14 protein-coding genes are annotated in these 13,377 nt (G+C 69.7%); 9 read left to right on the top strand and 5 right to left on the bottom strand.

All coding sequences use genetic code 11. The features are described 5' to 3' along the window. Positions 1-15: 15 nt before the first annotated feature. The gene (locus E1202_RS19225) at positions 16-276 is read right to left on the bottom strand and encodes a GntR family transcriptional regulator (protein WP_132684531.1); all 261 of its coding nucleotides are present in this window, start codon (positions 274-276) and stop codon (positions 16-18) included. A gap of 80 nt (positions 277-356) precedes the next feature. On the opposite strand from E1202_RS19225, the gene E1202_RS19220 reads away from it, so the two are divergent. Further along, complete coding sequence (locus E1202_RS19220) at positions 357-578, top strand: hypothetical protein (protein ID WP_132684530.1); 222 nt, start codon at positions 357-359, stop codon at positions 576-578. A 70-nt stretch (positions 579-648) separates the two neighbouring features. Here E1202_RS19220 and E1202_RS19215 read toward each other — a convergent pair whose 3' ends face one another. After that, positions 649-3,153, bottom strand: coding sequence for an EAL domain-containing protein (locus E1202_RS19215; RefSeq protein ID WP_165943909.1), 2,505 nt, complete (start codon positions 3,151-3,153; stop codon positions 649-651). Positions 3,154-3,379: 226 nt separating this feature from the next. Here E1202_RS19215 and E1202_RS19210 point away from each other — a divergent pair, with 226 nt between their 5' ends. From E1202_RS19210 to E1202_RS19200, 3 genes are all read left to right on the top strand, one after another. Beyond that, the gene (locus tag E1202_RS19210) at positions 3,380-4,798 is read left to right on the top strand and encodes an ATP-binding protein (RefSeq protein ID WP_132684528.1); all 1,419 of its coding nucleotides are present in this window, start codon (positions 3,380-3,382) and stop codon (positions 4,796-4,798) included. 145 nt (positions 4,799-4,943) lie between these two features. Continuing rightward, a complete protein-coding gene (locus tag E1202_RS19205; RefSeq protein ID WP_132684527.1) occupies positions 4,944-5,141 on the top strand; it encodes a hypothetical protein in 198 nt (65 codons plus the stop codon). Between the two features lie 68 nt (positions 5,142-5,209). Continuing rightward, a complete protein-coding gene (locus tag E1202_RS19200; protein ID WP_132684526.1) occupies positions 5,210-6,160 on the top strand; it encodes an FAD-dependent oxidoreductase in 951 nt (316 codons plus the stop codon). A 241-nt stretch (positions 6,161-6,401) separates the two neighbouring features. Here the strand turns inward: E1202_RS19200 and E1202_RS19195 are convergent, their stop codons facing one another. Further along, positions 6,402-6,695, bottom strand: a complete 294-nt coding sequence (locus E1202_RS19195) for a 4a-hydroxytetrahydrobiopterin dehydratase (RefSeq protein WP_132684525.1) — start codon at positions 6,693-6,695, stop codon at positions 6,402-6,404. Between the two features lie 142 nt (positions 6,696-6,837). Between E1202_RS19195 and E1202_RS19190 the strand changes: the two genes are divergently transcribed. Genes E1202_RS19190 through E1202_RS19180 form a run of 3 tightly spaced genes read left to right on the top strand, consistent with a single transcriptional unit; the run spans position 6,838 to position 9,692 of the window. Beyond that, entirely contained in the window at positions 6,838-7,521 is a 684-nt protein-coding gene (locus E1202_RS19190) for a response regulator transcription factor (protein ID WP_132684524.1), read from the top strand. Continuing rightward, the gene (locus E1202_RS19185) at positions 7,518-8,837 is read left to right on the top strand and encodes a sensor histidine kinase (RefSeq protein WP_132684523.1); all 1,320 of its coding nucleotides are present in this window, start codon (positions 7,518-7,520) and stop codon (positions 8,835-8,837) included. Before E1202_RS19190 ends, E1202_RS19185 begins: the two co-directional genes overlap by 4 nt. A gap of 21 nt (positions 8,838-8,858) precedes the next feature. Further along, positions 8,859-9,692: an NUDIX domain-containing protein gene (locus tag E1202_RS19180; RefSeq protein WP_235878664.1), complete on the top strand. Its 834-nt coding sequence runs from the start codon at positions 8,859-8,861 to the stop codon at positions 9,690-9,692. On the opposite strand, the gene E1202_RS19175 is transcribed toward E1202_RS19180, so the two are convergent. Continuing rightward, on the bottom strand, positions 9,689-10,180 hold the full coding sequence (locus E1202_RS19175) for a Uma2 family endonuclease (RefSeq protein WP_235878662.1): 492 nt from the start codon (positions 10,178-10,180) through the stop codon (positions 9,689-9,691). The genes E1202_RS19180 and E1202_RS19175 overlap by 4 nt on opposite strands. A gap of 260 nt (positions 10,181-10,440) precedes the next feature. On the opposite strand from E1202_RS19175, the gene E1202_RS19170 reads away from it, so the two are divergent. Continuing rightward, complete coding sequence (locus E1202_RS19170) at positions 10,441-10,752, top strand: YciI family protein (protein WP_132678267.1); 312 nt, start codon at positions 10,441-10,443, stop codon at positions 10,750-10,752. Positions 10,753-10,795: 43 nt separating this feature from the next. On the opposite strand, the gene E1202_RS31490 is transcribed toward E1202_RS19170, so the two are convergent. Continuing rightward, a complete protein-coding gene (locus E1202_RS31490) occupies positions 10,796-10,954 on the bottom strand; it encodes a hypothetical protein (protein ID WP_165943908.1) in 159 nt (52 codons plus the stop codon). A 353-nt stretch (positions 10,955-11,307) separates the two neighbouring features. Here E1202_RS31490 and typA point away from each other — a divergent pair, with 353 nt between their 5' ends. Further along, complete coding sequence (gene typA / locus E1202_RS19165; RefSeq protein ID WP_132684522.1) at positions 11,308-13,221, top strand: translational GTPase TypA; 1,914 nt, start codon at positions 11,308-11,310, stop codon at positions 13,219-13,221. Positions 13,222-13,377: the final 156 nt, after the last annotated feature.

Below are 13,377 nucleotides of genomic sequence, written 5' to 3'. Positions count from 1 at the left end.
TGGTTGCTGAGGGGGCTACGACTTCTTCGGGGTGACGAACGTTCCTTTTCCGGAGAGGACCTTGAGCAGGCCTTCGTCCCGCAGTGCGTTCACCGCTTTGATCGCGGTCAGGCGGGCGACGCCGTAGATCTCGCCGAGTTCGGGGCCGCTGGGGAGCCTGGACCCGGCTGAGAGCTCACCGGATTCGATATCGGCGCGGAGGTCATCGGCGATCTGCTGCCAGACGTACTCGGGCGACTCGTGGTCGACACGATCAGCGCGGCTCTCCCAACTCATACCGCGACGTTAACCCTATAGAGCTAACTAGGCCGCGCCGATACTAGCTCTAGCTATCTGCTGCTATCTATTATTCGGTCATGCCAGCTATCGCGGTGGGCGGGTTCATGATCGACCTGGAGCTCGCGGTTCTCGACGACCGCGAGTGGTGGACGTGCCCGGTCGGTGGCCTGCGCTGCGGGCGTGTTCTCGTCGACCTCGACACGCTGGGCCTCGACGCCATGACCTGCCATGTCGAGATCGCCCATCCGCACGTGCTCGCGGCCTGGCGGAGCCGACGTCGCCACTTCGCCGGTGTGTGACCAGCAGCGCAGCGTCGCCGATTGGCTGCGGCTGGACGAGGAGGTCGACTTCGCGCCCGCTGGTGGGTCGTCAACTCGCGGGAATCCTGAGCGGGGAGGTCAGCAGTTCGTCGAGGGGGATGGGTCTGCTCAGGTAGTAGCCCTGGACGTGGTCGCAGCCGATGGTGCGGAGGAGGTCGAGCTGGTGGGCCGTTTCGACGCCTTCGGCCACGACGTCGAGGCCGATCGCGTGGGCCATGGTGACGATGCTGGTGACGATGACCCGGAGCTCATCCGATTCGCTCAGGTCGGTGATGAACGAGCGGTCGATCTTGAGGGTGTCCAGCGGGAGCCTTCGGATCTGGGCCAAGGACGAGTAGCCGGTGCCGAAGTCGTCGATCGCCAGTGACACGCCCAGCCCCCGCAAGGTCTCCAGCGCGCGCGCTGCCGCAGCCGGGTCCTGCATGATCGCCTCCTCGGTGATCTCCAGGCACAGGGCGCGGGCCGGCAGGCCCGAATCGGCGAGGGCGCGCTCCACGAGGCCGGGCAGACCGGGATCGTCGAGCTGGCGTGGCGAGAGGTTCGCGTTGAGGGTCAGGTCGAGGTGATGTCGCTCCCGCTCGACGGCGAGTTGGTGGGTCGCCGAGCGCAGCATGTGCGCGCCGATGGAGTTGATCAGGTTGCTTTCCTCGGCCACCGGGATGAACTCGGCGGGTGAGATCGGTCCGTGGACCGGGTGGTGCCACCGCAGCAGTCCCTCCACGGCCACCGTGCGGTCGGTGCGCAGGTCGGCGACGGGCTGGTAGGCGACCCAGAGCTGGTTCCGTCCCACGGCGTGGCGGAGGTCCTGCTCCAGATCCATGTGCCGCTGCACGCGTTTGCGCAGCTCCACGTCGAAGAACGCGTGGCGCCCACCCCCTCGGGTCTTGGCCCGGTACATCGCCACATCGGCATCGCGCAGGAGGTCCTGCCCGGACCGGTCGTCACCGGGCCGCACCACGACCACCCCGATGCTGCCGTTGATGTGGAGCTCCCTGCCCTCCATGCGGATCGGCTCGGTCAGGGCGTCGAGCAGGCGCGTGCAGCGCTCGGCGAGTGCGCGGTGATCGCTCTCGCCGTTGACGAGGACCACGAACTCGTCCCCGCCCAGGCGGCCGACCAGGCCGTTCGAGGGTGCCGCGCGCACCAGCCGCTGCCCGGCGTGGCTCAGGACGGCGTCACCGACGCCGTGCCCGAGGGAATCGTTGATGAGCTTGAAGTTGTCGAGGTCGAGGAACAGCACGGCCATCGGCTGCTCCTGGTGGAGCGACTGCTCCAGGTGCCGGAGCACCAGCGTGCGGTTGGCCAGGCCGGTCAGCGGGTCGTGCGTGGCCTCGTGCTCCAAGCGGTTCTGGGCCGCGCGCCGCTCGGTGATGTCGGTGAAGGACGCGACGACCTTGGACGGCGTTCCCGTCGCGGTGTTCAGCGGGCGAGAGGTGACCGCCAGCCAGACGGTGCGACCGTCCGTTCGGTCGAGGCGGATCACCTGGGAGTCCAACAGGGGTGCGCGATCTTCCAGTCGCAGCGCGCACCCGGATTCCTCGAACAGACGCCAGGAGACGAGCGCAGAACCGACGATCTGCGATTCGCGCGTGCCGAGGATGCGCTGGGCGGCGGGGTTGGCCGATTCGACGATGCCTGCCGAGTCGAGCACGACGACGCCTTCGTCGAGCGTGTCGACCACGGTGGCGAAGTCCTGCTCCGCCCGGTGCCGCTCGGCCTTCTCGTGGCGAGTCAGCTCCTGCTGCATCCGCGCGATGTGGCGGGTTTCGCTCACGATGCGCGCCCGCATCGCCTCCACCGCACGCGCGACCGCGGCCAGCTCGGGCGGCCCGGACTCGTGAACGGGGCGGTCGAGGTCGCCCTCCGACACCTGGTTGACCTGCGACACGAGCGTGCGCAGCGGGCGGGTGAGGGAGTTGCGGAGCAGCAGGATCGCCGTTGCCCAGGAGATGAGGCCGACCAGGGCCAGCGCCAGCGTCAGCCAGTTCGCGGCCGTGCGCGCCGCCGCGGCCCGGGCCTCTTCCGCCGCTTCGAGCGAGTCGACCCGGGTGCGCAGCTCCCTCAGCTTGCCGCGCAACGCGGCCACGTGCTGCTGCTCGGCCTGCTTCTCGGATGGCGAGAGGTTCAGCGGTCCCGGGCTGCGGCTGCGCGCGATCAGCGGCTCGACGGAGTCCTTCCGCCACTCCTGCGCGGCGACGTTGACCTGGTTCAGCAGGTCCTGCACCTCGGGGTCGTCGGCGAGTCGACGCCCCACGGTCCGGTGGAACTGGGCGGCGTTGGCCTGGTCGGCCGCGTAGGCCTGGAGGTAGGCCGGGTCATCGGTCAGCAGGAACGCCTGCAGGCGATTCTCCTGCTGGGCGTAGGTCGTGACCAGGTTGGCGGTGCCGTTCTGCGCGGGCACGACATTGGTGATCAGCTTCGCCGTCGAGTCCTCGACCCGCTGCCGCAGGGCGAACATGCCGCCGGTGATCACCACGGTCACCACCAGCAGGGCCCCGACGAGCGCGTAGAGGCGTCCCAGCAGGGAGAACCGTCCTCGCCGTCGTGGAGCCATCCCACGAGTATGCGAGACCGGCGCGCACCGCACTGCCCAGGCGAAGCCGCAGGTCACGCCGTCGTGGGCAAGTCGGCCACGGTGTCGGGGAAGACCTGTCGAACACTCGGCCAGGCCTTCGCCTCCTGCCGGATCACGCCGAGGGGCGCCAGAGAAGATACTACCGCTGGTGTTACTATCATTGACGGTAGTAACTTTGGTGGTAGTGATTCCGGAGGCGGCGCGCATGGTGGACTTCGTCGGTCGGCGGGACGAGCTGGCGACGTTGGAGCGCGATCTTCAGAAGATCACTTCTGGTGTCGGCGGCGAACGACCCGGCAGGTGCGTGCTGTTGCGCGGTCGGCGCCGCGTGGGCAAATCACGCCTGGTCGAGCGCTTCGCGGAGCGTTCCGGGGTGCCCTTCCTGTTCTACGCCGCAACCGGCGCGTCTCCCGAGGCCGATCTGATCCGCCTCGCCCGGGACGCTCAGGTGTCGAACCTCCCGCTGGCTCACCTGATGTCGGCCGCGCGGCCTCGCAACTGGGACGCCGCCTTCGACGTGCTCGCGGCCGCGCTGCCCGCGGACCAGCCGAGCGTCGTGGTCATCGACGAGGTGCCGTACCTCATGGACGCCGATGGCGCTTTCGAAGGGATGCTGCAGCGGGCCTGGGACCGGGCGCTGGAGGCCAAACCCGTGCTGCTGATCCTCATCGGCTCCGACCTGTCGATGATGGAGGCGCTGAACAGCTACGGCCGTCCCTTCCACCAGCGCGGACGGGAGATGGTGCTGGGTCCGCTGAACCCCGCAGAAGTCGGCCGCATGCTGGACCTGGAGCCGGCGGAAGCGCTCGACGCCGCGCTGGTCACCGGCGGACTGCCGCTGATCTGCGCTGACTGGCCGCGCGGCGCAGGCCTGTGCGACTTCCTCGAAGAGGCGTTGAACGATCCCGTATCGCCGCTGTTGGTGTCGGCGGAGCGGTCGCTGGCTGCGGAGTTCCCGCCGAACGCTCAGCCGCGCAGCGTCCTGTCGGCGATCGGCAGCGGGGAGCGGACCTTCACCAACATCGCACGAGCGGCCGGAGGGATCGGAGGGACGTCGCTGCAGCGGTCCCTGGAAACGCTCCTCGAAAAGCGGGTGGTCGCCGCCGAACTACCCCTGTCGACGCGTCCGTCGAAGGAGCGGCGGTACCGGGTGACGGACTCGTACCTGCGGTTCTGGCTGCACCTCGTCGGCCCGTTCATCGAGGAGATCGAGCGGGGGCGCGGCGATCTGACCCTGGCCCGGATCCGGGAGAACTGGACCAGCTGGCGTGGGCGGGCGATCGAGCCCGTCATCCGCGAAGCGCTCGCTCGGACGTTGCCCGACGACAAGCTGCCGGAAGCGCCTGCGGTGGGCGGGTACTGGACCCGCAGCAACAACGTCGAGATCGACATCGTCGGGGCGGACCGAGCTCCCATCGCCAAGGAACTGCGCTTCGTCGGTTCCATCAAGTGGCTGGAGCAGTCCCCCTTCGACCAGCACGACCTGGTCGCCCTCCACCGCCACCGCGCAGCTCTCACCGACGAACCGGTGCCCGTCGTGGCCGTCACGCGCAACGGTGCGGACTGCTCAGGTCTTGACGCCGTCTACGGGCCGGCCGACCTGCTCGACGCCTGGCCGCTGTAGGCGCTCTGCTCCTTCTGGGTTGAGCGGAATCGGGGGAGGGTTCGGCGTACATCTACTCAGCTCGGAGACGTTCTTCAACGCTGCTGAATAACCCCTGCTGACCTGCAGCATCGTGGTGGAACGACAGTCGGGTCGGGGAGTGGTGATGATCGAGGAGAACCGGAGGATCGGCAGGCCCATGTGCCGTTCGGCGAACTTCGCCGTGGTGCTGAGGGAAGCCCAGTGGGAGCTCGACCGGGTGGCCTTCCGGCTGCCCAGGGGTGAGGTCTCCCGGAGCGAACGACGGAGACTGGCCGACGTGCTGACCGAACTGGCCGACCACCTCCGCGACTACGAGGGCTGACCGGCGGCCGGGTGAACCCCGGACCTTTCGGGGTTCCGTCCGACCGCGGGACTGCTAGCGTCGGACGGGTGAGTCCGGTACTCGTGATCGGCGCGGGCGTGCACGGCCTGACCTGCGGGGTCGTGCTGGCCGAAGCGGGTCGGCACGTGCGGATCCGCACCGCGGAGCGGCCCCGCGAGACGACCTCGGCGGTCGCCGGGGCGATGTGGGGCCCGGCTCGGCTCAAACCACCGGAGCGAGTCCTGTACTGGGCCACCCTCTCGCACGCCGAGTTCACGGCGCTGGCGCGCGACGAGGACTCCGGCGTGCACCTGGCCGCCGGCCGGATGGCGGCGCGGATCGACCTCGGCGACGTCGTCCCGCCGGAAACCAAACTGATCCCCGACCTGCATCGATGCGACGAGCAGGAGTTGCCCGAGGGCTTCGTCTGGGGATACCGGGGAACCGTCCCGCTGATCGACATGCCCCGCTATCTCGACTACCTCCTGGCCCGGTTCCAGGCGGCAGGCGGCGAGATCCTGCTGGCGTCCGTGTCGTCGCTGGCCGACGCCGTCGCCGAATCGGACACCGTCGTCAACTGCACCGGCGTCGGGGCGCACGAACTCGTCGGCGACCCCGGGGTGCACCCGGTGCTCGGCCAGCAGGTCGTGGTGCGCAACCCCGGCATCGACGAGTACTTCATCGAGCTCAGCGAAGGCGGCGAGTTCACGTCCTGGATGCCGCACGGCGATCGCGTGGTGCTCGGCGGCATCTCCGTCGACCACGACTGGCGGCGGACACCGCGAGCCGAGATCAGCGCGCGGATCCGTCGCCGCGTCGCCCAGCTCGAACCGCGACTCGCCGACGCCGAGGTGCTGGAGGAGACCGTCGGGCTGCGGCCGGGTCGCGACTCGGTGCGGGTCGACGTCGAGCACTTCGAAGGCGCTCGCATCATCCACGACTACGGCCACGCCGGCTGCGGCGTCGGGCTCTCCTGGGGCTGCGCCTTCGAAGTCGCCGACCTCGTCGAGGAGAGCTAGGAGCTGTTGAGGAATTGCTTTGCGTGGCGGTGCGGGTAGCGGAACCTGAGCGCCTCCGTGGACTCCGTGCGCCGCTCCTGATGTATGCCAGCCAATACACGGCGTCCCGGCGTACTCGCCACGAAGGCGCTCAGAACCCGCGGCGGTGCCAGTGCCTTGGGTGGTGGAAGAGGATGCGGCTCCGCCACATTCATCAACAGCCCCTAGTTCCTGCTCCGCGGTCGCCCGGGAGGAGCGGCTCCTAGCCGAACTGCTCCACGACGCTGTCGATCTCCTGGGCCAGGGACGTGTCGTTGCTGGTGATGCCGCCCTTGAAGTGCGTCGACAGGGAGAACGTCACCTTGTTGAAGCGGATGTCGATGTCGGGGTGGTGGTTCTCGTTCTCGGCGATCTCGGCGATGCGCATGACGGCCTGGATGCCCTGCGGAAACCCGGGGAATTCGACCACGCGGACGATGTTGTCGCCGTCCCGGTGCCACTCCGGCAGGTGTTCCAGCGCTTCGGCGATCTGCGCGTCGGTGAGGAGTTCGGTCATGCCCTCATGGTGCCCGAGTGAGAGCGAATCGACCGCCCGCGACGTGCCCAGTCTGAGATCGAGCTGAGAATCCGGCCGATCACTGTGAGAAGGCCCTGAGACCGGATGCTCCCGGCGGGTCGAGGTCGGCATGCTGGTGACCATGTTGCCTCGGGTTCTGGTGGTCGACGACGAGCCGGGAGTGCGGACCGCGCTGCGCCGCGGGCTGTCCGCTGAAGGCATGGAGGTCAGCGTCGCCGCCGACGGCCCCGAGGCGCTGCGCCTGGCGATGACCGGCGCCTTCGACGTCGTGCTGCTCGACGTCATGCTGCCCGGCATGTCCGGTTACCGGGTGCTGGAGCGGATGCGCGAGCAGGACGTGACCACGCCGGTGCTGCTGATCTCGGCCAAGAGCGGAGAGGTCGACCAGGCCGACGGACTCGATCTCGGAGCCGACGGCTACCTGGTCAAGCCCTTCTCCTTCCTGGTGCTCGTGGCCCAGGTGCGGGCGCTGCTGCGACGGCGCGACAACGCCGGTCAGCAGGCGTGCCTGCGGGTCGGGGCGCTGGAGATCGACCGCAGCAACCGCGAGGTGCACTGGGACGGCCGACCCGTCACGCTCTCGCCGCGCGAGTTCGGGCTGCTCGTCGCGCTCGCCAGCCACCCGGAGTCGGTGGTGCCCAAGGACGACCTGCTGCGCATGGTGTGGGGCGAGGAGCAGTTCGTCACCCGCAACGTCGTCGAGGTCTACGTCGGCTACCTGCGTCGCAAGCTCACCGCCGTGGGGGCCGGGGAGCTGGTGCAGACCGTGCGCGGGCAGGGCTACCGGGTGTGCGCTGAAGCATGATCAGAAGACTGCGCGGCTGGTGGCAGCGCCGCACCATCCAGTTCCGCACCAGCGTCGTGGCCACCGCCGTCGCGCTGATCGGTCTCGGAGTGGTCGCGCACGCCGGGACCGGGATCGTCAGCTGGCTGCTGATCGACTCCGTCGACGCCGACCTCAAGCGCATCGCGGGCGGCACCGCGAGCCACGTCGCCGCGGGGTCGCCCGTCGTCGGCCGCCCCGACGTGCGCGTGCTCGGCGAGAACGGGGAGCCCGTCGACGGCCTGCCCAGCGCGAACCTGAGCGAGTGGCAGATCGCCGAGCTGAGCGCGGGCAGCGGCGTGCTCGACTTCGAGGCACCCGCCGAGCTGCACCGCTGGCGAGGCGTCCCGGTCACCGACCCCGGCGGCCGGCACCTGCTGGTGGCCGCCGAAGCCCGCCTGGTCGGCTTCGCCGACACCGCCGGGCGCACCGGGAAGCTGCTCAGCTTCGGGTCGGTGCTGGCAGCGGCCCTGGTCGGCTTCGCGACCTGGCTGGTCGTGCACCGCTCGCTGCGACCGGTCGACCGCATCCGCAGCGCCGCCGCCGGACTGCCCGAAGGCGAACGGCTCCCTGTGCCCGAGGCCGCCGACGAGATCCGGGCGCTGGCCGAGGAGCTCAACGCGATGCTCGCCCGCCGCGACGCCGACACCGAACGGCTGCGCCGGTTCACCGGCGACGCGGCCCACGAGCTGCGCAACCCCGTCGCCTCCATCCGCGCCCAGGCCGAGGTCGCGGTCATGCACCCCGACCCGGACATCGCCCACGAGACGCTGCAGGACATCGCTCTCGAAGCGCAGCGGCTGTCCACGCTGGTGGAGAGCCTGCTCGCGCTCGCCCGCGCGGAGCGCGAGATCGAACCGACCCGGCCGGTGGACCTGGCGGCGGCCGTGCGCACGGCCGCCGAACGGCTCGGCGGCGACGTCGAGCTGGACGTGCCCGAGGACCCGGTGCTCGTGCTGGCCGCACCCGCCGAGGTCTCGACCGTGCTGGAGAACATCATCGGCAACGCCCAGCGCTACACCCGGACGCTGGTGCGGGTGTCGGTGCAGGCCGAGCCCGGGATGGGCGTGCGGCTGCTGGTCGACGACGACGGCCCCGGCATCCCGGCCGAGCACCGGCCGCGCGTGTTCGACCGGTTCTACCGGGTCGAACCGGACCGGGCCCGCAGCACCGGCGGTGCCGGGCTGGGCCTGGCGCTGGCGGCCGAGGCCGTGCGCAGGCGCGGCGGGTCGGTGCGCGCGGGCGAGGCGCCCTCGTGCGGTGCGCGCATCGAGGTCCGCTGGCCGGCCGCGCGCTGACGTCGGGCAAGATTCGGGAACGTGGCGGTTCTGCGGAGTACCGGTCTGATCGAGGCACCACTGGCCACCGTGGGGGCCGCGCTGCGGCACACCCGGACGGCCGAGACCGGGCTGACGGCCCTCGGCATCCGCGGCCGGTCGTCGACCAGCCCGGATTCGCTGCTGGTGCCCGGCGATGAGCTCTCGTTCCGGCTCTCCGCGTTCACCCTGACCACCCGCATCGTGCGGGCCGACTCCGACGGGCTGAGCTCGGTGCTGGTCGCCGGTCCGCTCGCGCGGCTGCGGCACGAGACGGTCCTGGCCCAGGTCGGGCCGCGCACGCTGCTCACCGACTCGGTCCGGTGGACGAGCCCGTTCGGCCCGCTGGGCAGGCTCGGCGACGTCGCCGTGGGCCGCCGGTTGGTGCTCGACGTGCTGGCCGCCCGCATCCGCGCCGTCCGCGAACTCGCCGAGTCCTGGGCGGCGCGGAAGATCGTCGTGGGCACCGCCATCGTGCACGAGGGACGGCTGCTCGCTCAGCAGCGCAGCTACCCGGCCTCGCACGCCGGCCAGTGGGAGCTGCCGGGTGGCCGCGTCGAACCCGCCGAGGACGAGTCCGAGGCCGTGGTCCGCGAGTGCCGCGAAGAGCTCGGCGTCGAGGTCCGCCCGACCGGCCGCCTCGGCACGGACGTCCCGCTGGACAACGGCATGCTGCTGCGCATCCACACCGCGGAGCTCACCGACCCCGCCCAGCAGCCCACCGCGGTCGAGCACCGCGACGTCCGCTGGGTGAGCGCCGCGGAACTGCCCGCGCTGGACTGGCTCGAAACCGACCGAGTCCTCCTGCACACGTTGCGCGAGCTGCTCGGCGCCTAGCGTTCGAGCAGCTCAGAAGGGTCGAACGACAGCGGGAACGGCAGATCGGTCTCGAAGGGCTCCGCCTGCGTGGAGCTCGCGTGGGTGCGGTACTTGCCGTCTTCGAGGCCGAGCAGCTCGATCTCGACGGCACCTCGTTCGGCGGGATCCAGGTGCGTCCGTGCCCGGGCTGCCCGAGCACCACGAAATCGGGCTCGATCCACTTCTGGACCGTCGAGCAACACGTCGACGGTCAGGTAGAAGTGGTGTCCTTCCTGCTCGGCGGCGGTTTCCAACCGCTTGCCGAGCTGCCACACGGCGAACATGTTGGCCGTACCCCCACGCGGGCCCATGAGCAGCTTTCCGTCCAGGCACTCGTACTTGGCCGGGGGCATCCCCGGGATCGGCAGGTACCTGTCGGCGAGCTCAGGCGTCCACAGCCCGTCGAGGTCGACGAGCGGGTCGAACGGAACCTTCCGGGTCGGAGGCCGGGGCTGCCACGGCGGCACTTCTCTCGACCTGGGGCTCGATGTCGCTGTGCATCACGACAGTACCCATGCGGCCAAGTTGCACGGTGGTGATCAGCGGGCGCCGGGGTTCTACCCGGTTCCGGGTCCGACCTTCGTGGAAGTGGTTGCGCTGAGTGAGTGAGGGGTTTCGCGGGGTGTGTGGCGGGGAGTCCGATTTCCGGTTCTTCGATCTTGTTCTCGTGGGATTCGGCGGGCGAATTTGATCGGCAAATGCCAGGTGGGGGAGTTACATTGAAAGAATGTTTGTAGTGCTGCTGCAATACACCGCGCCAGAATCGGATATCGACGCCCAACTGGTAGATCACTACGAATGGGTCACCCAGCATTACGACGCAGGCGACTTCATCGCCGCAGGTCACCGGCACCCGCGCAACGGGGCGGTGATCATCGCTCGGGCGATGTCCCGCGGCAGGCTGGACGCCATCCTGGCGACCGACCCGTTCGCCCTGCACAAGCTGGTCCGCTACGAGGTCGTCGAGTTCCAGGCCCTGCGCACGATCCCGGAGCTGGCCGCCTACGCCGATCCGCTGACCACGGTCGCGCAGCGCTAGCCGCCGACCTGCCCCGAGCTGCGGTGCCGGCGCCGCGGCCGGGTCACTTCGCGTCCTTTTTCTTGGCCTTCTTCTGAGCCTTCTTGACCTCCGCCGCTTTCTGATCCTTGAGCAGTTTGCGCAGAGCCACGATGGGGCAGCTCTTGCACGGTGGTTGCGAATGGCAACATTTTTTCTTGACCTTGATGGTGCCTTTGCCCACGGTGCTTCTTTCCGGCGCTGGGGACGGGGGTTGTGGCCGAGGGTAGGTGAACCTAACCCGACCTGGCGAACTTGATGTTCGCCGAGTGTTCGCTGTTGCGCTGCGCACGTGCGCGTCGGTCCGGGATGTGCTTGCACTACGCTGGAGGGGGCCGCGTGTCGACGTAGCGCCCCCGCAACCCGCGGGGTGCCGCCCGAAATGAGCTCCGCAGCAGCGGCGCAGTGGAGCCGCGGCCGGTGCCTGGAAGTCAGCAGGCGCCATGCGGGGAGATCCGCATTCGGTGCCATCGCCCAGCGGTGCATCACATCGACGAACCGCCGCGACCTTTCCGCGCCGAGCCATGGAGTACCCGCGTGTCCGCCACCAGCGTCGCCGCCCCCACGCGCAGTGATCTGCGCAACGTAGCCATCGTCGCGCACGTCGACCACGGCAAGACCACCCTGGTCGACGCGATGCTGCGCCAGTCCGGTGCCTTCTCCGAACGCGCCGAGCTCGTCGACCGCGTCATGGACTCCAACGACCTGGAACGTGAGAAGGGCATCACGATCCTGGCCAAGAACACCGCGATCCGTCGCGAGACCGACGACGGCCCGGTCACCATCAACGTCGTCGACACCCCCGGCCACGCCGACTTCGGCGGCGAGGTGGAGCGCGCGCTGTCGATGGTCGACGGCGTGACCCTGCTGGTCGACGCCAGCGAGGGCCCGCTGCCGCAGACCCGCTTCGTGCTGCGCAAGGCGCTGGCCGCGAAGCTGCCGGTCATCCTGGTCGTCAACAAGGTCGACCGCCCCGACGCGCGCTGCGCCGAGGTCGTCGAAGAGGCCCACGACCTGCTGCTGGAGCTCGCCAGCGAGCTCGACGGCGAGGTCGAGCTGGACATGGAGGCCATCCTCGACCTGCCGGTCGTCTACGCCTCCGCTCGCGCCGGCCGCGCCTCGATGGAGCAGCCCGCCGACGGCGAGCTGCCCGACGAGGAGAACCTGGACTCGCTGTTCAAGGTCCTGCTCGACCACGTCCCCGCGCCGGTCGCCGACTTCGACTCGCCGCTGAGCGCGCTGGTCACCAACCTCGACGCCTCGTCCTTCCTGGGCCGCATCGGCCTGTGCCGGATCCACTCCGGCACCATGCGCAAGGGCCAGACCGTCGGCTGGTGCCGCGAGGACGGCAGCGTCGAGAAGGTCCGCCTCACCGAGCTGCTGATCACCGAGAACCTCACCCGCGTGCCCGCCGAAGAGGCCTCCGCGGGCGACCTGGTGGCCATCGCCGGTGTCCCGGACATCACCATCGGTGACACCCTCACCGACCCGGACAGCCCGAAGCCGCTGCCGCGGATCACCGTCGACGACCCGGCCATCTCGATGACCATCGGCGTCAACACCTCGCCGCTGACCGGCCGCAACGGTGGTTCCAAGATCACCGCTCGGCAGGTCAAGGCCCGCCTGGACGCCGAGCTGATCGGCAACGTCAGCATGAAGGTGCTGCCGACCGAGAAGCCCGACGCCTGGGAGGTCCAGGGCCGCGGTGAGCTGGCGCTGGCCATCCTGGTCGAGAACATGCGCCGCGAGGGCTTCGAGCTGACCGTCGGCAAGCCGCAGGTGGTCACCAAGACCATCGACGGCAAGCTGTGCGAGCCGTTCGAGCGGCTGACCATCGACGCCCCCGAGGAGCACCTCGGCGCCGTCACCCAGCTGCTGGCCGGTCGCAAGGGCCGCATGGAGACCATGGACGGGCACGGCACCGGACGCATCAAGCTGATCTACGTGATCCCCTCGCGCGGCCTGATCGGGTTCCGCACCGAGTTCCTCACCGAGACGCGCGGCACGGGCATCGCCAACCACGTCTTCGAGGGCTACTTCCCGTGGGTGGGCGAACTGCGCACCCGCCACAGCGGCTCGTTGGTCGCCGACCGCTCCGGCCCGGCCACCAACTACGCGCTGCTGCAGCTGGCCGACCGCGGCTCGTTCTTCGTGCAGCCCGGCAGCGAGGTCTACGAGGGCATGGTCGTGGGCGAGAACCCGCGCGCCGAGGACCTCGACGTGAACATCACCAAGGAGAAGAAGCTCACCAACATGCGGTCCTCGACCGCTGATGAGCTGGAGAAGCTGGCCAAGCCGCGCACCCTCTCGCTGGAGGAGGCCCTGGAGTTCTGCTCCGGCGACGAGTGCGTCGAGGTCGGTCCGGAGGCCATCCGCGTCCGGAAGATCACGCTGGACAGCACCACCCGAGGACGCGAGCGCTCCCGCCAGAAGGCCCGCGACAACGGCTGACCGTTGTCCGCTGCGGTGGTCATCTTGCGTGGCGGTGCGGGTAGGGGAACCTCCAGCGGCGCTGTGGGCTCCGCGCGCCTCGACTGATGTACGTCCAATACACGGCGTCGAGGCGTGCTCGCCACAGCACCACTGGAGAACCCCCGGCGGTGCGAG

This window comes from Saccharopolyspora karakumensis (genome assembly GCF_004349225.1).
Lineage (GTDB): Bacteria > Actinomycetota > Actinomycetes > Mycobacteriales > Pseudonocardiaceae > Saccharopolyspora > Saccharopolyspora endophytica.
The sequence above is the reverse complement of the archived record's forward strand: the minus strand, read 5'-3'. Positions and strand labels throughout refer to the sequence as shown.